The organism is Amycolatopsis thermophila, from assembly GCF_030814215.1.
Lineage (GTDB): Bacteria > Actinomycetota > Actinomycetes > Mycobacteriales > Pseudonocardiaceae > Amycolatopsis_E > Amycolatopsis_E thermophila.
Genome location: NZ_JAUSUT010000001.1, coordinates 3,109,756 through 3,131,734, shown reverse-complemented (window position 1 = coordinate 3,131,734; position 21,979 = coordinate 3,109,756). Strand labels below are relative to the sequence as shown.

The 21,979-nt window shown below is 71.3% G+C and carries 17 protein-coding genes and 3 pseudogenes; 9 read left to right on the top strand and 11 right to left on the bottom strand.

The genetic code is table 11. From position 1 onward, the window contains the following. Positions 1–31 precede the first annotated feature (31 nt). The 3 genes from FB470_RS15605 to metG form a co-directional block, all read right to left on the bottom strand. Positions 32–1,429, bottom strand: a complete 1,398-nt coding sequence (locus FB470_RS15605) for a resuscitation-promoting factor (protein WP_306992253.1) — start codon at positions 1,427–1,429, stop codon at positions 32–34. 272 nt (positions 1,430–1,701) lie between these two features. Next, entirely contained in the window at positions 1,702–2,532 is an 831-nt protein-coding gene (locus FB470_RS15600; protein WP_370876474.1) for a TatD family hydrolase, read from the bottom strand. Then, the gene (gene metG / locus FB470_RS15595; RefSeq protein WP_306992250.1) at positions 2,529–4,322 is read right to left on the bottom strand and encodes a methionine--tRNA ligase; all 1,794 of its coding nucleotides are present in this window, start codon (positions 4,320–4,322) and stop codon (positions 2,529–2,531) included. The genes FB470_RS15600 and metG overlap by 4 nt, the downstream gene beginning before the upstream one ends. A 62-nt stretch (positions 4,323–4,384) precedes the next feature. Between metG and FB470_RS15590 the strand changes: the two genes are divergently transcribed. The 3 genes from FB470_RS15590 to FB470_RS15580 all read left to right on the top strand — a co-directional run bounded on the left by FB470_RS15590 (position 4,385) and on the right by FB470_RS15580 (position 6,820). After that, positions 4,385–4,984 carry a PadR family transcriptional regulator gene (locus tag FB470_RS15590; protein ID WP_306992248.1) on the top strand — a complete coding sequence of 200 codons (600 nt, stop codon included), beginning with the start codon at positions 4,385–4,387 and terminating at the stop codon, positions 4,982–4,984. Between the two features lie 92 nt (positions 4,985–5,076). Next, positions 5,077–6,063, top strand: a complete 987-nt coding sequence (locus tag FB470_RS15585; protein ID WP_306992247.1) for an ATP-binding cassette domain-containing protein — start codon at positions 5,077–5,079, stop codon at positions 6,061–6,063. Then, positions 6,053–6,820, top strand: a complete 768-nt coding sequence (locus FB470_RS15580) for an ABC transporter permease (protein ID WP_306992246.1) — start codon at positions 6,053–6,055, stop codon at positions 6,818–6,820. The genes FB470_RS15585 and FB470_RS15580 overlap by 11 nt, the downstream gene beginning before the upstream one ends. A 48-nt stretch (positions 6,821–6,868) precedes the next feature. Here the strand turns inward: FB470_RS15580 and FB470_RS15575 are convergent, their stop codons facing one another. From FB470_RS15575 to FB470_RS15550, 5 genes and pseudogenes are all read right to left on the bottom strand, one after another. Further along, positions 6,869–7,345 (bottom strand): DUF2087 domain-containing protein, encoded by a 477-nt coding sequence (locus FB470_RS15575; protein WP_306992244.1) that lies wholly within the window; start codon positions 7,343–7,345, stop codon positions 6,869–6,871. Between the two features lie 41 nt (positions 7,346–7,386). Continuing rightward, on the bottom strand, positions 7,387–8,145 hold the full coding sequence (locus tag FB470_RS15570) for an ABC transporter permease (protein WP_306992243.1): 759 nt from the start codon (positions 8,143–8,145) through the stop codon (positions 7,387–7,389). Then, a pseudogene (locus tag FB470_RS15565) lies at positions 8,082–8,443 on the bottom strand (ABC transporter permease); the annotation flags it as partial. The gene FB470_RS15570 and the pseudogene FB470_RS15565, both read right to left, overlap by 64 nt. A 116-nt stretch (positions 8,444–8,559) precedes the next feature. After that, positions 8,560–9,178 (bottom strand): annotated as a pseudogene (locus FB470_RS15555) (ABC transporter ATP-binding protein). 349 nt (positions 9,179–9,527) lie between these two features. Further along, a pseudogene (locus FB470_RS15550) lies at positions 9,528–10,265 on the bottom strand (efflux RND transporter periplasmic adaptor subunit); the annotation flags it as partial. Positions 10,266–10,434: 169 nt separating this feature from the next. Between FB470_RS15550 and FB470_RS15545 the strand changes: the two are divergent. Both FB470_RS15545 and FB470_RS15540 read left to right on the top strand, forming a co-directional pair. Then, a complete protein-coding gene (locus FB470_RS15545) occupies positions 10,435–11,049 on the top strand; it encodes a glycoside hydrolase family 25 protein (RefSeq protein ID WP_306992238.1) in 615 nt (204 codons plus the stop codon). Between the two features lie 49 nt (positions 11,050–11,098). Continuing rightward, the gene (locus FB470_RS15540; protein ID WP_306992236.1) at positions 11,099–11,566 is read left to right on the top strand and encodes a hypothetical protein; all 468 of its coding nucleotides are present in this window, start codon (positions 11,099–11,101) and stop codon (positions 11,564–11,566) included. Here FB470_RS15540 and FB470_RS15535 read toward each other — a convergent pair. Further along, on the bottom strand, positions 11,563–12,549 hold the full coding sequence (locus FB470_RS15535) for a DUF4185 domain-containing protein (RefSeq protein ID WP_306992235.1): 987 nt from the start codon (positions 12,547–12,549) through the stop codon (positions 11,563–11,565). The genes FB470_RS15540 and FB470_RS15535 overlap by 4 nt on opposite strands. Positions 12,550–13,480: 931 nt before the next feature. On the opposite strand from FB470_RS15535, the gene FB470_RS15530 reads away from it, so the two are divergent. Next, on the top strand, positions 13,481–14,560 hold the full coding sequence (locus tag FB470_RS15530; protein WP_306992233.1) for an aminodeoxychorismate synthase component I: 1,080 nt from the start codon (positions 13,481–13,483) through the stop codon (positions 14,558–14,560). Between the two features lie 47 nt (positions 14,561–14,607). Here the strand turns inward: FB470_RS15530 and rsmI are convergent, their stop codons facing one another. Then, positions 14,608–15,432, bottom strand: coding sequence for a 16S rRNA (cytidine(1402)-2'-O)-methyltransferase (gene rsmI, locus FB470_RS15525; RefSeq protein WP_306992232.1), 825 nt, complete (start codon positions 15,430–15,432; stop codon positions 14,608–14,610). A 64-nt stretch (positions 15,433–15,496) separates the two neighbouring features. On the opposite strand from rsmI, the gene FB470_RS15520 reads away from it, so the two are divergent. Both FB470_RS15520 and FB470_RS15515 read left to right on the top strand, forming a co-directional pair. After that, positions 15,497–17,044 carry a dolichyl-phosphate-mannose--protein mannosyltransferase gene (locus FB470_RS15520; protein ID WP_306992230.1) on the top strand — a complete coding sequence of 516 codons (1,548 nt, stop codon included), beginning with the start codon at positions 15,497–15,499 and terminating at the stop codon, positions 17,042–17,044. Next, on the top strand, positions 17,041–17,658 hold the full coding sequence (locus FB470_RS15515) for a class I SAM-dependent DNA methyltransferase (protein WP_306992228.1): 618 nt from the start codon (positions 17,041–17,043) through the stop codon (positions 17,656–17,658). The genes FB470_RS15520 and FB470_RS15515 overlap by 4 nt, the downstream gene beginning before the upstream one ends. Positions 17,659–17,996: 338 nt before the next feature. Here FB470_RS15515 and FB470_RS15510 read toward each other — a convergent pair whose 3' ends face one another. Further along, positions 17,997–19,712: a serine/threonine-protein kinase gene (locus FB470_RS15510; protein WP_306992226.1), complete on the bottom strand. Its 1,716-nt coding sequence runs from the start codon at positions 19,710–19,712 to the stop codon at positions 17,997–17,999. A gap of 250 nt (positions 19,713–19,962) precedes the next feature. On the opposite strand from FB470_RS15510, the gene FB470_RS15505 reads away from it, so the two are divergent. After that, the gene (locus FB470_RS15505; RefSeq protein ID WP_306992224.1) at positions 19,963–21,876 is read left to right on the top strand and encodes a propionyl-CoA synthetase; all 1,914 of its coding nucleotides are present in this window, start codon (positions 19,963–19,965) and stop codon (positions 21,874–21,876) included. The last annotated feature ends 103 nt before the right edge of the window (positions 21,877–21,979 follow it).

Sequence of the window (21,979 nt, the reverse complement as noted above, 5' to 3'; positions counted from 1 at the left end):
CGGGGTCATCATCGGGGATATCCGGGGAGGGTCAGCCGGCGGCCTTCTTGCCGCAGACGGGCCAGGCGCCGTAGCCGCCGCGGTCGTCGCGCACCTTCGTCGCGATCGCGATCTGCTGCTCGCGGGTGGCCTGGTGCGGGTAGGCCGCGTAGGCGTCACCGCCGTAGGCGTCCCACGTGCCCTTGTCGAACTGCAGACCGCCGTAGTAGCCGTTGCCCGTGTTGGCGGCCCAGTTGCCGGTCGACTCGCACTGGGCGATGCGGTCCCAGATCGCGCCGTCGCTGACGACGGGCTGCTTCGTGCCGACCCGGACGATCTTCGGCTTGGCCTCGACCAGGACCTTGGTCGAGAGCTCCTCGCGGTCGGTTTCCTTGCCGTTGCGCTTGGTGATCCGGTAGGTCACCAGCTTCTTGCCGGCCGTGCCCGGGTCGTCGACGACCTCCTTGCCGGCCTCCAGGGTCGAGTCCTTGATCTCCTGGACGTCGGGCTCGATGTCCTCTTCCTGGTTGATGACGGACACGCCGGTGCGGGAGATGTGCACCTCGGCGCCGTTGGCCAGCTTCAGGCCCAGACCACCGTCGATCTCGTCGTCCGGGCCGAGCGACAGGCCCTGCTGGCCGAGGAACTCCTCCGCGGTGACCGCGGTGGTGTCGACCTGGCGCGGGGCGGCGTCACCGTCGAAGAGGGTGACGTGCTTGAGGGTCTTGACCTCGACCGTCGCGCCGTCCAGCGGGAGCTCCGCGGTCAGCGGCATCGAGAAGGCGGCGCCCGGGCCGAACTTGTCGCTCAGGCCCAGCTGGGAAATCGCTTCCTGGAGGCTGGACGCGCGCACCCACGACTCGCGGGCCTCGCCGTCGACGACCAGGTTCAGCTTGCGGCCGCGCTCCAGCTTGATGACGCCACCGTCACCGACCGGCGCCTGCGGCGAGGGGGACAGCGCGTCGTGCTCACCGACGGTGAGACCGGCGTCCTCGAGGACCTCGCCGACCGTCTTGCCGAAGCTGTGCACGGTCTGCGTGTGACCGTCGACGTCGACGGTCACGCTCTTGTTCATGGCCAGCGCGGCCGCGCCGCCACCGGTGAGGCTGATCAGCAGGGCCAGGACCGAGCCCCGGAGGAACCGGCGCTTCCAGGTCTTGACGGCGGTGACGAGCGCCTTCTCCGGCTCCGCCTCGGCCTCGGCGACCGCGGTGCGGTCCTCGGCCACGGCGTCGGGGACCGCGAGCGCGGGGAGCATCGTGGTCTCGGCGTTGATCAGGCGGATCAGCTCGTCGACGTCGATCTCGGCCTCGGCCATGAGATCGTCCGCGTCCGTGCCCAGCACCGTGCGGATGTCGTGCTCGGTGACCGACAGGTCGTCCGAGAACGCGTCATCGGGCCAGTCGAGGGTGCCCACGGCGCCACCACGGCTGGACTCGAACCAGTCCATCGTTTCGTCGAGGCGCGCGTCAGCCCGTCTACTACCAGTCACAGCAGGTCGATCCCTTTCGCACTACGGCTCCCGGAGTCGTCGCCATCCCCGATCCCGACCTGCACTGGCTTGACTCCGGGTGTCCCGCTCCCGCCCGGTTCGAGCGATCATGCGGCACGGTCACGGGACAGTAACGAACCCCGGCGGGTTGCGCAAACACCGGGCGGAATGTCGTGGCGTTCGTCACTCCTCCAGGTGGATGGTTGCGTTCCACGAATGTCGCAGTCCGTTCAACGCGACGTGACGGACGGGAGCCGGAAGACGCGTTCGGCCGCGGCGGATACCGCCGAACAGACGCCCGCCAGGTCTTCCGAACGGAGGTCCGCGAGGAATTCGACCGTGTAAGCGGTGCAGTACGGCTCGTTCGGCCGTCCGCGGAAGGGGTGCGGCGTCAGGAACGGCGCGTCGGTCTCCACGAGGAACTGCCCGGACGGCACGAGCTTCGCCGCCGCCTGCAGCGCGCGGGCGTTGCGGAACGTGACCGTCCCGGCGAACGACAGCACGTAGCCGGCGTCGACGCACCGGCGCGCGATGTCCTCGTCACCGGAGAAGCAGTGGAACACCACGGTCTCCGGCGCGCCCTCCTCGTCCAGGATCCGCAGCACGTCGGAGTGCGCGTCCCGGTCGTGGATCATCAGCGGCTTGCCGACGCGCTTGGCGAGGTCGATGTGCCAGCGGAAGGCCTCCTGCTGGGCCTGCGGCGGCGAGTAGTCCCAGTAGTAGTCCAGGCCGGTCTCGCCGACCGCCACCACGCGCTCCTGCTTGGCCAGGCGCTCTATTTCGGATTGCTCCGCCGCACCGAAGTCCTTGGTGCGCGTGGGATGGATCGCGACGGCGGCCCAGACCCGCGGGTCCCATGTGGACGCCTGCGCGGCCCAGCGGGCGGCGTCGAGGTCGTCGGCGACGGTCACCATGCGGGTCACGCCGGCCGCCTCGGCGCGGTCCGCCAGGACGGCCACGTCGGCCGCCGTCACCGCGCCGCAGGCGTCGAGGTGCGTGTGCGAGTCGACCACCGGCGCCGGAAGGCGCTCCGGCACCGGCGGTCGTTCCTTCTTGCTCACCGCGCGATCGGGGCCCATTCCGGGCCGGTTTCGCCCAGCTTCGGGTCGAGCTTGGCGAACAGCGGTGTCGGCTTGGCCAGCGGGCGGCCGACCTCGACCGGGATCGACTCCCAGCGCGCCTGCTCGGCCGCGTAGTCGCCGGTCAGGATCGGGTTGATCCGGTCCGGGATGTCGAGGTCCTCGACCTCCTTGAGTTCCGGCTGCGCGGCCCACACGCCCGTGCCGCCCAGCGCCTCGTGCACCTTCTGCGCCGAGTGCGGCAGGAACGGCGTGAGCAGCGTGTTCGCGTCCGACACCACCTGCAGCGCGGTGTGCAGGACCGCGTCACGGCGCTCCGGATCCTCCTTGAGCTTCCACGGCTCCTGGTCGGACAGGTACCGGTTCGCGGCGGACACCACGCGCATCGCCTCGGTGGCGGCCAGTTTGAACCGCGACCGCTGCAGGTGCCCGCCCACGGTCTCGAAGGCCTTGCGGGACAACGCCTTCAGCTCCTCGTCCGCGGCCGCCGGCTTCACCGGGGCCGGGATCGCGCCGTTGTTCTTGTGCGCCATCGAGATCGAGCGGTTGACCAGGTTGCCCCACTCGTTCGCGAGCTCGAAGTTGGTCCGGCGGACGAACTCGTCCCAGGTGAAGTCGGTGTCCTGGGTCTCCGGGCCGGCCACCGCGATGAAGTAGCGCAGCGTGTCCGGGCCGAACTCGCGCAGGAAGTCGTTGACGTAGATGACCGTGCCGCGCGAGGTGGAGAACTTCGACCCGCTCATGGTCAGGAACTCGCTCGAGACGATCTCGTCCGGCAGGTTCAGCTTGCCGTACGGGCCGACCTGACCGCCCTTGTCGCCGGCGCCGTTGTGGCCGAGCAGCAGGGCGGGCCAGATCTGGGCGTGGAAGGTGATGTTGTCCTTGCCCATGAAGTAGTAGCCGCGCGCGTCCGGGTTGGTCCAGAACTCCTGCCAGGCGTCCGGGTTCCCGCTGCGGCGGGCCCACTCGACGCTGGCCGAGAAGTAGCCGATCACCGCGTCGAACCACACGTAGAACCGCTTCAGCGGCTGGTCGCGCCACCCGTCCAGCGGGATCTTCACACCCCAGTCCAGGTCGCGGGTGATCGGCCGGGGCCGCATGTCGTCGAGCAGGTTCTTGGTGAAGTTGACGACGTTGGGCCGCCAGTCGGTCTTCGTCGACAGCCACTTGCCGAGGCTCTCGGTGAACGCCGGCAGGTCGAGGAACAGGTGCTCGGTCTCGACGAACTTGGGCGTCTCGCCGTTGATGCGCGACTTCGGGTTGATCAGCTCGGCGGCGTCCAGCTGGTTGCCGCAGTTGTCGCACTGGTCGCCGCGCGCGCCGTCGTAGCCGCAGATCGGGCAGGTGCCCTCGATGTAGCGGTCGGGCAGCGTGCGGCCGGTGGACGGGCTGATCGCGCCGGTCGTGGTCTTGGGCACGACGTAGCCGTTGCGGTGCAGCGCGAGGAAGATCTGCTGCGTGACCTCGGCGTGGTTGCCGGTGCTGGTGCGGGTGAACAGGTCGTAGGTCAGGCCGAGACCCTGCAGGTCCTGGCCGATCTGGCGGGTGTACTTGTCGGCCGTCTGCTGGGAGGTCAGGCCCTCCTTGTCCGCCTGGACCGTGATCGGCGTGCCGTGCTCGTCGGTCCCGGACACCATGAGCACCCGGTTGCCGGCCATTCGCTGGTAGCGCGAGAACACGTCCGACGGGACGCCGAAGCCGGAGACGTGGCCGATGTGACGGGGCCCGTTGGCATAAGGCCAGGCCACCGCCGTCAACACAGGGATGCTCATGCCTGTTTAGCGTACGGATGCCGTCTCGTGCATTGTTACCTGGGAAGGCTTAAGGAGGTCGGGTGTCGCCGACGCGGCTGCTGGTGCTCGGCGTCGTACGGATGTACGGCAAGGCGCACGGCTATCAGGTGCGGCGTGAGCTGCTGACCTGGTCGGCGGACCGCTGGGCGAACGTCCAGCCGGGTTCCATCTACCACGCGCTGAAGAAGATGGCGGCCGAAGGCCTGCTGGAGGCGGTGCCGGACGAGCCGGAGGGCCGCGGCCCGGACCGGGTCGCCTACCGGCTGACCGAGGACGGCGAGACCGAGTTCCTGGCCCGGCTGAGCCAGATGCTGAGCCAGCTCGGCGAGAACGACGCGCAGAACGCGTTCGGCTTCGCCGCGGCGCTGACGTTCCTGACCTGCCTGCCGCGGCGGCGCGCGACCTCCTTGCTCCGGCACCGGCTGACCCAGATGGAGGGGCAGCTGGCGTCGGTGCGGAACGTGCTGGGGCACGGCACGGAGTGGGGCCAGCCCGCCCACGTCAACGAGCTGTACCGGCTGTGGGCGACCAACGCCGCCGCGACGATGGAGTGGGTCCGCAACCTGATCGAACGGCTCGACGAGGGCGAATACGTGATGGCCGACGACCCGGGCCGCAGCTTCGGCGAGCCGCCCGCGTGATCAAGTAATCAAATTTGACTACGGGGCGATAGTGGAGGAAGAGTGACCGCCATCACTAGTCAAATTTGACTACGGAATCAAGGGGGATTCTCATGATCAAGGCACGCGGTCTCGCGCGGACGTTCACCGCGCGCGGCCGCACCGTCGAGGCCGTCAAGGGCGTCGACATCGACGTGGCCGAGGGTGAGCTGGTGGGGTTCCTCGGCCCGAACGGCGCGGGGAAGACGACGACCCTGCGCATGCTGACCACGCTGCTGCGCCCCACCGCGGGTGAGGCGCACGTGGCCGGGCGCGACCTGCTGACCGACCCGGTCGGCGTGCGCAGGCAGATCGGGTACGTCGCCCAGGGCGGCGGGGTCACGCCGGAGATGAAGGTTCTCGAGGAGATCGAGCTCCAGGGCCGCCTCTACGGCATGGCGAAGGGGGACGCTCTGCGTCGCGGCGCCGAGCTGATCGAGCAACTCGACCTCGTGAGCCTGGACCAGCGGCTGACGAAGACGCTGTCCGGCGGCCAGCGGCGACGGCTGGACATCGCGCTCAGCCTGATCCACGACCCGAAGCTGATCTTCTTCGACGAGCCCACCACCGGCCTCGACCCGCAGAGCCGCGCCAACCTGTGGGAGCACATCCGGCGGCTGCGCGCCGACCACGGGGTGACGCTGTTCCTCACCACCCACTACCTGGACGAGGCCGACTCGCTGTGCGACCGGATCCTGGTGATCGACAACGGTGAGATCGTCGCCGAGGGGCCACCCGACTCGCTCAAGGCGCGGGTGTCCGGTGACGGCGTGACGATCGGCGTCGCACCCGAACACGTGGGTGCCGCGGCCGAGGTCGCGGAGCGGCTGGCGGGTGCGCACGAGGTGACCACCGGTGACGGCGTGGTGCGCTTCCGCGTGCCGCGCGGGGACACCGCGCTGCCGGAGCTGCTGCGCCGGCTGGACGCCGACGGCATCGCCATGACCTCGATGCAGGTGCACCGGCCGACGCTCGACGACGTGTTCCTGACGCTCACCGGTCGTTCGCTGCGCGACGCCGAGCAGACCCAGACCCACCCGGAGGCCGCCCATGTTGCGTGACACGTGGCTGATCTTCAAGCGGGACTGGACGCTGTCCATGCGCAACCCGGCGTGGATCATGATCGGGATCATGCAGCCGGTGCTGTACCTGGTGCTGTTCGGTCCGCTGATGGAAAAGGTCGTCAGCAGCACGCCGGGCTTCCCGCCGGGCAGCAGCTGGACGATCCTGACCCCCGCGCTGATCATCCAGCTGGCGTTGTTCAGCTCGTCGTTCGCCGGGTTCTCGCTGCTGATGGACTTCCGCAGCGGCGTGCTGGAGCGGTTGCGCGTGACGCCGGCGAGCCGGGTCGGGCTCCTGCTCGGCAAGGTGTGCAACAACGTGGTCCAGGCGGTGTTCCAGGCCGTGCTGATCACCGTGCTCGCGTATGTCGCGTTCGGACTCGACGCGCCGGTCGGCGGGGTGCTGCTGAGCCTGGTGATCGTCGCGCTCACCGCGGCGACGCTGGCGTCGTCGTCGTACGCGGTGGCGCTGACCATCAAGAGCGAGCAGGCCTTCCCGGCGTTGCTGAACGCGGTGCTGATGCCGGTGCTGCTGCTGTCCGGCATCCTGCTGCCGATCACGAGCATCCTCGCGCCGAACTGGCTGTACACCATTTCGCGGATCAACCCGTTCACCCACGTCGTCGACGCCGAGCGGGCCACCTTCCGCGGTGACCTGACGATGGACGCGCTGATGACCGGCTCGGTCATCCTCGTGGTGATGACGGTCCTCGCGGTGTTCTGGGGCACGCGGACGTTCCAGAAGGAGAACGCCTGACGCGCGGCGGGCCTTGATCGAGGCGGCCCGCACCTCCGGCATCGCCGGTCAACGGGCTTCCGCGGGACGGCCGTAGGTGCCGCCGTCGTTGCTGCGCTGCAGGAGACCTTCGTCGACGAGGTAGCGGCGGAGCGTGGCGTGGTCGTCGTGCAGGGCGGCGAGCTTCTCGCGGACGTCCCGCTCGGTGTAGAGACGGCCCGGCTCGAATTTCTCCGCCAGGTGCGCGAGCAGGGCCCTCCGGAGCTTGCCCGGGCGCGGGATGGCCACCAGACGCCCCCGGCTGAACAGCGCTTCGAGCGGGTCGGCCGGTGGCTTGGCCAGCGCCTCCCGGAACACCTCCGGCACGACGCGGTAGCGGTTGTCCGACATGGTGACCAGCCCGGCCGCCACCAGGCGCTTCACGTGTTTCGCCGACTGCCGGTCCGCGTCCGGCAGGAGCCCGTCCGGGGCGGTGCAGATCCGGGCGAACAACAGCAGTCGGTCGGGGTCCGCGAGCGCGGACACCAGCGCTTCCGGTGAGGGCATGGCCGCACGGTACCGACGACCGGACCGCCGCGGGAAGCCGTTCAGCCGCGGCTGAACGACCCGGGTCGGAGGCCGCCCTGGCCGCGGGGGAACCCGCCGTACCCGCCGGTCCGGCCACCGGTCTGCGTCTGCTGCGGGCCGGCGGCCGGACCGCTCCCGCCGGACGACGCCGAACCGCCCACCCACACCCCACCGGCGAACCCGGCCGCCAGCAGGACCAGCGCGACCAGCGCCAGGGTTACGGCGAACGACAGCACGATCGACGACGGCACCAGCACCGGCTCGATCCCGGCGATCGTGAACCGGCTGCCGATCACCCCGGCCGCGACACCGAGGACGCCGCCGAGGACGCTCAGCATCGTCGCCTCGGCGAGGAACTGGCCGAGGATCGCCCACCGCGGCGTGCCCAGCGCCTTGCGGATGCCGATCTCCCTGGTCCGCTCGGTGATGGTGACCAGCATGATGTTGGTGACCCCGATCCCGCCGACGAGCAGCGAGAGCGCCGCGACCGCGGCCAGCAGCACGGTGAACGTGCCCGCCGCGGACGAGCTGGCCACGAGCAGCTGGGTGGGGTTGGTGACCTGGAAGTCCCGGTTGCTCGGGTCGGTCACGTGGTGCCGCGCGTCGAGGATCGCGGTGATCTCCGACTGCGCGAGTGGCACGGCGCCGGCCGAGGCGGCCCGCACGGCGATCTGGTTGATCGCCCCGAATCCGGTCAGCGACGCCTGGACCGCCGTCAGCGGTGCGAACGCGGTGTCGTCGCTGTCGGCGAAGTCGCCTGCGGCCGACAGCACCCCCACGACGTGAACTGGATGCCGTCGAGCAGCACCGGCCGGCCGACCGCGTCGGTGGTGCCGAAGATCCCCTCGGCCGCCGACGAGCCGAGCACGACGACCTTGCGCGCCGTCGAGATGTCGGAGTCGGTGAACGAGGTGCCCAGCGAGAGCGTCCGGTTCTTCGTCGTGAAGTACTCGGGGTCGGTGCCGATCACCGGCACGTCGTAGGTGGTCCGCTCGTTCGTCGCTGGCTGACCGTGATCACGTTCGTGCCCAGGCCCTGAATGCTCGCCGCGACCGACGCCGAGGCGCCGTTGCCCACCGCGACCAGCAGGATGACCGCGCCGACGCCGATCGTGATGCCGAGCGTCGTCAGGGCCGAGCGCAGCTTGTTAGCCGCCAGCCCGACGGCCGCGAAGCGCACGATCTCCAACACGGTCACGCCGGCACCAGCCGATCGTCGCCCGCGATCCGGCCGTCGCTGACCCGCACGACGCGTTCCGCCCGCGCCGCGACCTCGTCCTCGTGGGTGATCACCACGATCGTGCGGCCCCGCGCGTGCAGCCGGTCGAACACGGCCAGCACGTCGGAGGTGCTGCCGCGGTCGAGGTTGCCGGTCGGCTCGTCGGCCAGCACCAGCGCGGGCGCGGTCACGCAGTCCGACCAGGTCGAGCGCGGCCAGCGCACGTTCCCGCCGCGCCTTGCGGCGCAACCCCGCGTACCCCAGCGGCAGCTCCACATTGGACAACGCGGTGGCCCGGGGCAGCAGGTTGAACGACTGGAACACGAACCCGATCTTGCGGTTGCGCAGCAGGCACAACTGGGCCTCGTTGAGGTCGCCGGCCCCGAAACCGTCGAGCCGGTAGTGCCCGGCGGTCGGGGTGTCCAGGCAGCCGAGGATGTTCAGCAGCGTCGACTTGCCCGACCCGGACGCGCCCATGATCGCGACGTACTCCCCCGGCCACACGGTCAGGTCGACCCCGCGCAGCGCGTGCACCGCGGTGTCGCCGGAACCGTAGGACTTGCGCACGCCCGCGACCTGCAGGACCGGCTTCATCGGCCTGCCCCGCCGCCGCCCGGGAAGGTGCCGCCCTGGCCGCCGTGCGGCTACCGCCCGTCGCGCCCTGCGTCGCCGCGGTCGCGGTCAGCACGACCTGCTCCCCCTCGGTCAGGCTCGCCTTGCTCTCCACAGTGGACTCCCCGCCCACCCCGACCTCGACGCGCTTGCGCACCTGCTGGCCGTTCTGCTCAACCGCCACCGTGCTGGTGTCCCCGCTCGTCTGCACCGCCGCGGCCGGCACGGTCAGGACACCATCGGCCTCCGCCGTGGTGATGACGACACTCGCGGACTGTCCCGGTCGCAGGCCCTCCCGCGGGTTGCTCAGGGTCAGCTTCGCGCCGTAGGACACGACGGAATCGCTGGTGGTCGGTGTCAGGTCGACCGACGCGACGGTGGCCTGCAGGCTCGTGCCGGGCAGCGCGTTGATCGTCACCGCGGCCGTCTGCCCCGCCCTGACCTTGCTGACGTCGACCTCGGCGACCGACGTGGTGACCACCAGGTTCTTCAGGTCGGTCAGCACGATGAAGGCACTGCTGCCGCTCGAGCCGGAGGTGCCGCTGCCGGACTGGCTACCGGAACCGCTCGAGTTGCCGGTTCGCTGGCCGACGGCGCCGTTGATCGCGGTGACCGTCCCGTCACCGGGCGCGGTCAGGGTGGTCGCGTCGACCGCGTCCTGCGCCTGCTGAACGGCCAGTTCGGCGGAGTCGACCTTCGCCTGCAGCGACGCTGTGCTCTCCGACGCGCCACCCTGAGCGCCGTTGACGCTCCGATTCGCGGTGGCGGCGGCGTCCACGTTCTCCCGCGCCACTTCGAGGTTGCTCTTCGCCACGGCCAGCTGCTGGTCGGCCTCGGTGGAATCGAGCGTCGCGAGCTTCTGCCCCTTGGTGACGACATCGCCCACCGCGACGTCGATCGATTCGACCTTCCCGGACGTGCTGAACCCGACGTCCGCCGTGTAACTGCTCGCGATGGTGCCTGCCGCCGAAACCGTCTCGGTGACCTTGCCCTTCGCCACCGTGATGGTGGGTCCCTGCACCAGCAGTACGAGCACGCCGTTGACGATCCACGTTCGAGGCCGTGTCATGCGGGGAAGGATCTTCGATCAGATAGGAGCACTCCGAGGTTCGCCTGTGTACTTGCTGTGTGTCACACCGCTTTCGGGTGGTGCGTCGATACGACGACCGGGGCTTTTCGCGCTTATGGTGACTACACAGTGTCCTAGGGGAGCATTCGAAGAGTACGAAGGCGGCGGCTTGACGGAAGGCAGCACGGAGCGCGGCATCAACCTCGCGCTGCACGCGACCGTGGCGGACTGGGACGCGGTCCGGGCCGGTGCTGTCTCGTTCGCCTCCATCACCGTCACCGAGAACACCAACTGGCTCGACCCGGGCGCGGGCAAGCAGATCGAGGCCGCGCAGCGGGCGGGCATCCGGACGGGCATCCGCCACTACGCGCGCCCCGGCGCGCCCCACGACCAGGCCGAGCTGTGCGTGCGGGCCGGCCGCGGGCTCGGCGTGTTCGGGCCCGGCTCGCTCGCGCCCACGCTGGAGGTCGAGGCGGAGGGCGTCGACGACCGGTTCGTGCGGGCGTGGGTCAAGACCGTGCGACAGGCCGCGGGAATCCAGCGGGTCGTCGTCTACGCCGACTACGGGCTCTGGCTGCGGCGGCTGCACCCGGAGAAGTGGGCCGACCGCGAAGTCGTGCTGTGGGTCGCGCGGCACAACGACATCCCCGGCCGCCCCGGCTGGTTCCACCCGCGCCTGGCGCTGCACGAGCACAGCTCCGTGCCGCCGATGCCCGGTGTGTCGGGCCCGGTCGGGATGGACGCGCTGGTGTACCCGTTCACCCTGGCGGACCTGCTGCTCTGATCGTCTCCGGGGTTGACCTTCGAGCTGGTCGAAGGCCCAGAGTCGGGGCATGACCGACCCGACCATGAACGCCATCGGCCGAGCCCTGGCCGCCCGCGATCGCCGCGAGCTGCTGAACCTCTGGAGCGAGATCGGCGTCCTCGGCGACCCGCTGCACCGCTGCGCGCTCGCGCACTACCTGGCCGACCTCCACGACGACCCCGCGCAGGCACTGGCGTGGGACATCCGCGCGCTGGACGCCGCCTCGGCCATGACCGACGAGCGCGTCCAGGAGCACCACGCCGGACTCCGGGTCGCTGGGTTCTCGCCGTCCCTGCACCTCAACCTCGCCGACGACTACCGCCGGCTCGGCTCGTTCGAAGCCGCCGCGTCGCACATCGAGGCGGCCGCGGAGCGGGTGTCCGCGCTGCCCGAAGACGCCTACGGCGAGATGATCCGGGCCGCGGTCGGGGAGGTCGCCGCGGCCATCGTACGGCGGGACAGCACGCCGCGAGCCTCCGCGCCCGGTCCGCGCTAGCCGTCGAGCCGGCTGCGCATCAGGAACACGTTGTACGGGCCCCACTGGGACATCAGGTAGTAGATGTCCGGGCCGTCCAGGGACCACGGGTGCAGGTAGCCGCCGTAGAGGCCGGGGTACCGGTGGCCCGGCACGGCCACCTCGGCGGGTGACCACGGGCCGGTGAGCCGGTCGGCGGAGTGCAGGACGATCGCGCCGCCGGGGTCGTCCAGGTGCATCGCGAGCCACTGTCCGAGGTGGACGTCGTAGGCGACGGACAGCTCCCCGACCGGGCCGGGGATCACGGGCGCGGCGGCGAACTCGTCGCGCCGCCAGCCCCGGCCGTCGAAGTACTCGTAGGCGGAGGCGTCGAGCAGGTTCGCCACCGCCGTGCGGGCGAGGTAGGCGTCACCGTGTCGCCCGTTGGTGGTGCCGAAGAGGTAGAGGTGTTCGCCCTCCCGGGTGAGTGCGCACATCTGGAACGGGTCGTCGTGCTCGGCGCGGTTGATCCAGCGGGCGCTCCACGGTTTGGCCCAGGTGCGGCCGCCGTCGTCGGAGATGGCGAGGCCGGAGTAGTTGGTGGTCCACTTGCCGGGCGGGCCCCACCGGTTGACGGACATGTAGTGCGCGACCTGGAGGCCCTCGATCGCGAGCCCGGAGTTGGGGATGACGGTAACCTCGTCCGGGCGGTCGTCGCGGGCGATGACCTGCGCGGCGGTGCCGTCCGGGCGGGTGACGACGCCGTCGAGGGTGAGGCCGGCGGACAGGTCGCGGGTGGTGGAGAAGGCGAGGACGTTGCTGCGCCAGTCGGCGCTGTTCGGGCCGCCGCCGTCGCCGCCCCAGCCCTCGCCGAAGGTGTCGCCGAACAGCACGAAGACCCGGCCGTCGCCGCCGTCCCAGAGGATGCCGAGGTCGGTGCCGTGGATGGCGAACCGGTCGGTGCGGTTGATCGAATCGGCGCCGGTCACCTTGCAGATCTGCTCGGTCTCGATCACGCGAACCATGCCCTCGACCGTAGGTGACAATGAGCAGGTGCGCGTCACACGAAAGCGCCTCGGGCGAGGCGGAACCCCCGACGAGGTGTTCCTGCTGCTCGACGCGCGCGCCCGCTCCCGGGGACGCGCGAGGGCAGCCGCCCTGACCGGCGACTGGTTCGGCTCCCAGGCGATCCTCGCGCCCGAGGTCGAGCTCCACCCAGTGCCGGAGGTGCGGGCGGTCTCACCTTCCGCGCGCGGCGTGCGGGAGGAGCAGCCCGCCCCATCACAGCCCGACTCGCGAACCCACGCCGCGAATCGGGGGGCTGACGCAACCCCGGAGACGCCCACCGCCGCCGGCCTCCACCGACCCGCCGCACCACCTGCCGACGGCCATTCCCAATCCCACGCCGCCCCAACACCCGAGACCCCCACCCCCGCCGACCCCACCGGCGCGCACCGGCCCGCCGCAGCAGCCGCCCACAGCCACTCCCAAACCCAAGCCGCCTCCCCACCGGTCACCCCCACCCCGGCCCATACCTCCGCCGGCGCCGAGCCCGCCCCACCAAACCCCCACGACCTCTCCCAGCCCCACGCCGGCCCAACACCCGAGACCCCGACCCCCGCCGACCCCACCGGCGGGAACCGGCCCGCGGCACCAGCCGCCCACAGCCACTCCCAGCCCCACGCCACCCCTCCACCAGTCATCCCCACCCCGGCCCATCCCTCCGCCTGCGCCGAGCCCGCCCCACCAAACCCCCACGACCTCACCCGGCCACACGCCGGCCCAACACCCGGGAACTCCACTCCCACCGGCCTCCATGGGCCCGCCGCACCAGCCGCCCACAGCCACCCCCACGCCGACCCAACACCCGAGGTCCCCGCCACGGCCCATCCCCCCGCCTCCAATCCACCCGCATCACCCGGCCTGCCGCCCCACGCCGCCTCAACCCCCGAGCGCTTGCCCGCGTTCGCGGTGCCGGGGCCGCTGCCCGAGGTCGAGCCGGCGCCACCGGGTGTCGTCGGTGGTGGCTGGTTCGGCTACCTCTCCTACGACCTCACCGACCCGTCCGGCCGCCGCGGGGCGCTGCCGACCGCGGTGTGGGGCTGGGCCGACCACGTCCTGCGCCTCGACCACGAAGGGTGCTGGTGGTTCGAGTCGCTCGGCGGCGGGGACGAACTCGCGGCCGAGTTCGCGGAGCTGGTGACCCGTCCGGCGCCGGCGCCGTCCTGGCGCGCCGGTCCGTTGAGCCGTCCGCTCCCGGCCGAGCACGGCGACGCGGTGAAGGCTTGTGTGCACGCCATCGAGGCCGGGGAGTTGTTCCAGGCCAACATCTGCACCCGGTTCGAGGGCTGGTTCGAGGGCTCACCGGCGGCGCTGTTCGCGCAGGGGGTGCGGGGCCTGAACCCGCGGCGGGCCGCGTTCCTGACCGGCGAGTGGGGCAGCGTGGTGTCGCTGTCGCCGGAACTGTTCCTGGCCCGCCACGGCGACCGGGTCCGCTCGACGCCGATCAAGGGCACCCTCCCGCGGCGCGGCCCCGCCGACGACGCCCTGCGTCAGCGGCTTCGGGAGTCGGTCAAGGACGTGGCGGAGAACGTCATGATCACCGACCTGGTGCGCAACGATCTGGGTCGCGTGTGCGAGGTGGGCAGCGTGCGGGTTCCGGACCTGCTGCGGGTGCGGCCGGCGCCCGGGGTGTGGCACCTGGAGTCGACCGTCGAGGGCCGGCTCACCGCGTCGGACGCCGACCTGCTGGCCGCGACGTTCCCACCGGGCTCGGTCACGGGCGCGCCGAAGATCCGGGCGCTGGACCTGATCGCCGAGCTGGAGCCACGCCCGCGCGGGGTCTACACCGGCGCGGTCGGGCTGATCTCGCCGGTGGCCGGCATGGAACTGAACGTCGCGATCCGCACCTTCGAGCTGCACGGCGACCGGATCGAACTCGGCGTGGGCGGCGGCATCACGGCCGACTCCGACGCCGAGGCGGAGTGGCAGGAATGCCTGCACAAGGCCGCCCCCCTGGAAGCCCTGCTTCGCTGACGTCCATCAGGTGCCCGCAGCCACGGCGCCCCCATCGGGGCGATCCGCTAGGCGCGCCGGGCGGCGAGGACCGCGTCGTAGAGTTCCTTCTTCGACACCCCGGCCGCCTCGGCGACCTCCGCCGCGGCGGACTTGAGCCGCTCGCCGGCCGCCACGCGGGCCGAGACCTCCGCCACCAGGTCGGTCACCGCCACCGCCCGCGGCCGCGCCCCCTCCAGCACCACGGTGATCTCCCCGCGCACGCCGTCGGCCGCCCACTCCGCCAGCTCGGGCAACGTCCCGCGGCGAACCTCCTCGTAGGTCTTAGTCAGCTCCCGGCACACCGCCGCCCGCCGATCGCCCAGCGCCTCGGCCGCTTCGGACAGGGTCGCCGCCAGCCGGTGGGGCGACTCGAAGAACACGACGGTCCGCGGCTCGCCCGCCAGCTCCCGGAACCAGCGCCCCTTCTCGCCGGGCTTGCGCGGCGCGAACCCCTCGAAGCAGAACCGGTCGCTGGGGAGACCGGACAACGCCAGCGCCGTCGTCACCGCCGACGGCCCCGGCAGGCAGGTGACCGGCAGCTCCTCCTCGACGCACGCCGCCACCAGCCGGTACCCCGGGTCGGACACACTGGGCATCCCGGCATCGGTCACCAGCACCACCGTCTCCCCGGCGCGCAGCGACTCCAGCAGCTTCGGCAGCCGGGACGTCTCCACGTCCTCGTAGAAGCTCACCACCCGGCCGCGGGGCGTCACGTCCAGGGCCGTGGCCAGCGACCGCAGCCGCCGGGTGTCCTCGGCGGCGATGACGTCCGCCTCGGCCAGGGCAGTGACCAGGCGCGGGGAGGCGTCACGGGAGTCACCGAGCGGAGTCGCGGCGAGGACGAGCGGCATGGCCTTCACCCTATTAGCCGCGCGGGAACTCCGAGTTCACCCGTGGGTCCCTAGGATCACCCCCGTGACCGCTGTGCTGACGCGACCGGACCAGGTGGACCCCTCCCGCCCGCCGACGGACCGTGCCGCCACCCTGCTCGGACGGCCCATGCCGGACGACCGGCTGCGCGGCTGGGTGGTCACGATCGTGCTCACGCTCGTCGCGGCGGCCACCCGATTCCAGAACCTCGGCTTCCCGACCGACAAGGGCACGCCCGTCTTCGACGAGAAGCACTACGTGCCGCAGGCGTGGCAAATGCTGCGCAACGGGGGTTTCGAGGACAACGCCGGCTACGAGCTGGTGGTGCACCCGCCGCTGGCCAAGCAGCTCATCGCGCTCGGCGAGTGGATGTTCGGCTACAACGGCTGGGGCTGGCGGTTCAGCGCGGCGGTGGCCGGCACGGTGATCGTGCTGCTGACCATCCGCATCGCCCGCCGCCTCACCCGCTCGACACTGCTCGGCGGGATCGCCGGGATCCTGGTCATCTGCGACGGCGTGCTGTTCCTGCAGGCCCGCATGGGCATGCTCGACATCTTCATCGCCCTGTTCGCCCTCGCCGCCTTCGCCTGCCTGCTGATCGACCGCGACCAGGTCCGCCGGCGCCTCGCAGTGGCGGTCACCGAAGGCTGGGCCGACGAGTCGCCGTGGGGCCCCAAGCTGGGTTTCCGCTGGTGGCGGTTCGCGGCCGGGGTGTGCCTGGGCCTCACCTTCGCGGTGAAGTGGTCCGGCCTGTACTACATGGCCTTCTTCGGACTGCTCGTCGTCGGTTTCGACGTGGCCGCGCGCCGGGCCGCCGGCGTGCCGCGGCCGTGGCTGGGCACCCTGCGCCGTGACGTGCTGCCCGCCCTGTGGGCCGTCCTCGCCATCCCGGTGCTGCTGTACCTGGCCAGCTGGTGGGCCTGGTTCGCCAGCGAGTCCGGCACCGACCGCCACTACGTCGAGATGCAGGGAATCGACCCCGGTTTCTGGGCCTGGGTGCCGCCCGCGCTGCGCTCGCTGGGCGACTACACCATGAACGTGCTGCACTTCCACGAAACCCTGGTCACCCCCAAGAACGATCCGCACCCGTGGGAGTCCAAGCCCTGGACCTGGCCGATGGGCCTGCGGCCGATGCTCTACTACTACGAGACCAGCAACAGCACGTGCGGCAGCAGCAACTGCATCCAGGCCACGATGCTCATCGGCACCCCCGCCACCTGGTGGCTCAGCCTGCCGATGCTCGCCTGGGGCCTGTGGCGCTGGCTGTTCCGCTTCGACTGGCGGTACGCCGCCGTACTGGTCGGCTACCTCGCCGGTTTCCTGCCGTGGTTCACCAACATCGACCGGCAGATGTACTTCTTCTACGCCACGCCCATGGCCCCCTTCCTGGCCCTCGGTCTCACGCTCGCACTCGGACAGATCCTCGGCAGCGCCCGCCGCGGCTTCGAACGCCGCGGTACCGGCCTGCTGGTCGTGGCGCTCTACGTCGGCCTGGTGGTGGCCAACTTCGCCTGGCTGTGGCCGATCCTGAACGGCGACCCCATCAGCAACGCCCGCTGGCAAGCCGAGTTGTGGCTGCCGTCGTGGCGGTGAGCGACTACCTTTCGCGCGCCCGGACCTCCTACGACGCCGTCGCGGAGGACTACGCCGAGTTCGTGCGCCCGCGGTTCGCCTCGGACGCGGTGGGCCGCGGCATGCTGGGGGCGTTCGCGGAGCTGGTGACCGGCTCGGTCGCCGACGTGGGCTGTGGACCCGGACACGTGACCGCGCACCTGGCCGGGCTCGGCGTCGACGCGTTCGGGGTCGACTTGTCGCCCCGCATGGTCGCGGTGGCTCGCCGCCAGTACCCGGACCTGCGGTTCGAGGTCGGCTCGATGACCGCGCTGCAGGCGGCCGACGGCGCGCTCGGCGGGATCGTCGCGTGGTGGTCGATCTTCCACGTGCCGCCGGACGTGCTGCCGGCCGTGTTCGCCGAGTTCACCCGGACACTCGCGCCCGGCGGGCACGTGGTGATGGGCTTCCACGCCGGCGACGAGCACCTGCGCCCCGAGCGGGCCTACGGCCACCCGGTCACCTACGACGCCTACCTGCTGCCTCCCGACCACGTCGCCGACCTGCTGCGGCGCGCCGGATTCGCGGTGTCGGCACGAGTCGAGCTGGCCGGAGCGAAGCGCCCACAGGCGATCCTGCTGGCCCGCAAGCGCTGACGGCAAGCCCGAAACGGCTCGATCGGCCGGCTGTCCCCGCTGGAGGGAAACCCAGCCCGGGTCCTCGGCCGGGCATCGCCAGCCGGTGGTACCAGTCACCGGACGAGCAGCATTCGAGCCGCTCGAGCGGCCGCCCTCCACGCGAAAAAGTAGCCCGGACCCGCTGGTCAACGGCGTGGCGTCGCCCGAGGGCGCCGCCGCGAAGCCACGTTGCCACTCGACCCGCCCAGCCGCGACCAGCGCTCGTGCGGTTCGGCCGGCCGCGGCCCCTGCGCGCGGCGCCCCGGCAGGGCCTCGACCGGCCGTCCTCACGGACGGCAGCTCGATGTCGTAGCGGCTCAGCCGCGTGGGGGGATCGCCCGCGTGGTGCCGGTCTGGCGGGGAACGATCCGGGTCACCGGACCGTCCGTCGACTTGCCGGACCGGGACAGGAAGCCTTCCACCTCGCGCACGACCGTGTGCAGCGTCGGGCGGCGGCGGGGCTCGTTGTCCAGCGAGGCGATCAGCAGGCGGGCGTGCACGGATCGCTGGGGCAGCCGTGACACCGGCTCCGCCCGCGCCGCGGCCATCAGCGCGGCCATCGGCGTCTCGCGAGTGCCGCGCGGCGGGTAGCCGGACAGCGCGTAACTCACCGTGGCGGCCAGCTGCCACGCGTCGGAGGCCGGGGAGGCCGCCGCGCCTGCCGCCTGTTCCGGCGCGACGAAGTCCGGGGTACCGATCATCATCCCGGTCGCGGTCATCGTCGAGTCGCCCCGGCTGCGGGCGATGCCGAAGTCGATCAGGTGCGGCACGCCCTCCGGGTCCAGGATGACGTTCGACGGCTTCACGTCCCGGTGCAGCACACCCTTTTCGTGCGCCGCGGCCAGCGCACCGGCCATCGTGGCCCACAGACGGCCCGCCGCGATGTCGTCGAGCGGCCCCATCGTGTCGACCGCGGTGGCCAGTGACTGGCCCTCCAGGTACTCCATCACCAGTGCGAGCCCGTCCGGCTCCTCGACCAGGTCGTAGACCCGCACGCAGTTCGGGTGGTTCACCATCGCCAGCGCACGCGCCTCGCGGCGCATCCGCTCCTCGGTGTCCTGGTCCGGCGCGTGCGCGATCTTCAACGCGACCGTGCGGCCCAGCTGGTTGTCCACGGCCTGCCAGACCGTGCCGAACCCGCCGTGGCCGAGACGCTTGATGCGGCGGTACCGGCCGCTGCCGTTGGCCGTCGACCCGGGCGGCACCGGAACCGGGCCGGGCGCCGCGGCCAGCTCCTGCGCGGCCGGCGCGATGGCCGTAGGCGTGTATTGCTGCGGCGGCGCGGGTGGCGGCTGCGGCACAGGCGGCGGGGGTTCCGGGCGCGGTTCGGGGCGCGGCCGTTCCGGCCGGTTGATGACCGACCACGCGGGCGGTCCGACCAGCGCGATCGGGATGATCCCGAGCATCGCGATCGGCAGGTAGCCCAGCCACAGGAAGACGGCCGTGTTCGCCGTGACGCCCACCGAGAACGCCACGAACAGCACGAACGCGACCCACAGCAGGCGGCCCGGCCACTTCGGGCCACGGCGCATCGTGGTGCGGGCCTGCAGGATCATGAACAGCAGCGCGAGCAGCGGCAGCCCGACCAGCGCACCCAGGTAGTAGCCGTAGGCGAGCACGTTGCCCGACGGGTAGAAGATCGTCTCGAAGATGTTCTGCCCGCCACCCAGGTACTTGCTCTGCGGGCCGATGAACGAACAGTACTCGCGGTTCAACGTCGCCAGGTCGGACCGGGACAGCGTCGACGAGCCGTCCACCGCGGCCCGGTAGATGCTGGAGATGCCGTTGAACGCCAGCCATGGCAAGCCCAGCACGAAGACGAACGCGATGACGGCGATCGCCGCGACCTGACCGGTGTCGTACCGGTTGCCGGTGAACTTCCGCATCAACGCGACGAGGACCGCGCCGACCACCGGGAACAGCGCGGTCAGCGCCCCCGCCGCCACCGTGGCCCACACCCAGTCGCCGGGGCAGAAGCCCGGGTTGAACAGGGCATGTGCGAGGGACAGCAGCCGCTCCGCCAACGCGTTCACTGCCGGGGTCCCTTCGTGCTCGGGTACTGCTTCCGGTCTCCCACCCTATTCGCACCTTGGACGCGGGAGGGGACGGGCGGGTTGCGGTCCGGTTCCGGGCCGCCACCCGCACGAGTGAGCACGTGCGGTGATCGCCCCCGCGACTCCCCCGTACGGAGCGCGGAACCGGCTGCGGAGAACCGCGCTCACGCTGCGTACCCACCCGGTCGCCGCATCGACACAATCGCGCGACGGCCTTTTGAGCCATGATGTGGGACACGAGCTCGACGATGAGGAGGTCTGCCCCATGGGCCGTTACGCGGAGGAACACCAGCGCAGCCTGACCGATCCCGAGGGTTTCTGGCTGGCCGCCGCCAAGGCGATCGACTGGACCCGCGAACCGTCCAGGGCGCTGGACTCGTCGAACGCCCCCTTGTTCCGCTGGTTCCCGGACGGTGAGCTGAACACCGCCTACAACGCCCTCGACCGGCACGTCGAACGCGGCCGCGGCGAGCAACCGGCGTTGATCTGGGACTCGCCGGTGACCGGCAGCAAGCGCACCTTCACCTATGCCCGGCTTCGGGACGAGGTGGCCACCTTCGCCGGGGCGCTGCGCTCGCTCGGCGTCGACAAGGGCGACCGGGTGATCGTCTACCTGCCGATGGTGCCCGAGGCGGTGGTGGCGATGCTGGCCTGCGCGCGGATCGGCGCGGTGCACTCGGTGGTGTTCGGCGGGTTCGCACCCAAGGAACTGGCGGCGCGGATCGAGGACGCCAAGCCGAAGGTGATCGTCGCCGCGTCCTGCGGCATCGAACCGAACCGGGTGGTGGAGTACAAGCCGATCATCGACGAGGCGCTCGCCGCGACCGAGCACCAGCCCGACAAGGTGGTGGTGCTGCAGCGCGAGGCCGCCCAGGCGACTCTCGGCGAGCGCGACGTCGACTGGCAGGAGCTGGTCGCGGACGCCACCCCGGTGGACCCGGTGCCGGTGGCCGCGACCGACCCGCTCTACATCCTCTACACCTCCGGCACCACCGGGAAACCGAAGGGCGTCGTGCGCGACACCGGCGGGCACGCGGTCGCGCTGGCGTACTCGATGAACGCGATCTACGACATCCAGCCCGGCGACATCTGGTGGACAGCCTCCGACGTCGGCTGGGTGGTCGGGCACTCCTACATCGTGTACGCCCCGCTGCTGATCGGCGCGACGACAGTGATGTACGAGGGCAAACCGGTCGGCACCCCGGACGCGGGCGCGTTCTGGCGCGTCCTCAGCGAGCACAAGGCGAAGGCCCTCTTCACCGCGCCGACCGCCCTGCGGGCCATCAAGCGGGTCGACCCCGAGGGCGCGGAACTGGCGAAGTACGACCTCTCGGCGTTCCGGACCCTGTTCATGGCGGGCGAACGGCTCGACCCGGAGACCCTGAACTGGGCCGCGGACAAGCTCGGCGTGCCCGTGATCGACCACTGGTGGCAGACCGAGACGGGATGGCCGATCGCGGCGAACCTGCGCGGCCTGGAACCGATGCCGGTCAAGCCGGGGTCGGCGACCGTGCCGGTGCCGGGCTACGACGTGCGGATCCTGGACCAGTCCGGCAATCCGCTGCCGGCCGGGCAGGAGGGCGCGATCTGCCTCAAGCTGCCGATGCCGCCGGGCACGCTGCCGACGCTGTGGGGCGACGACGAACGCTACGTCGAGGCCTACCTGTCCCGGTACGAGGGCTACTACCTCACCGGCGACTCCGGCTACCTGGACGAGGACGGCTACCTGTTCGTCATGGGCCGCACCGACGACGTGATCAACGTGGCCGGCCACCGGCTGTCGACCGGCTCGATGGAGGCCGTGCTGGCCGCGCACCCGGCCGTCGCCGAGTGCGCGGTGATCGGCGTGCGCGACGAGCTCAAGGGACAGCTGCCGCGTGGGCTCGTCGTGCTCAAGGCCGGCGTGGACGTCGACGAGGAAACCCTGAAAGCGGAACTGATCGCGGCCGTGCGGCGGGACATCGGCCCGGTGGCCGCGTTCCGCCATGTGTCCATTGTGGACGCATTGCCGAAGACGCGCTCGGGCAAGATCCTCCGCAAGACGATGCGCGGCCTTGCGGAAGGCCGCGACGAGCCGGTCCCGTCGACGATCGAGGACCCCTCGGTGCTCGACAGCCTGCGCACGATCCTGCGCGATTCCTGACCCGACCGCCCGGATCGTCCACTTGAGACCGGCGACGACCTCCACGAAGAAGTTCATGCCGCCACGCTAGGAGCGACCACCGACAAAAACCGGGCTCCAGCCG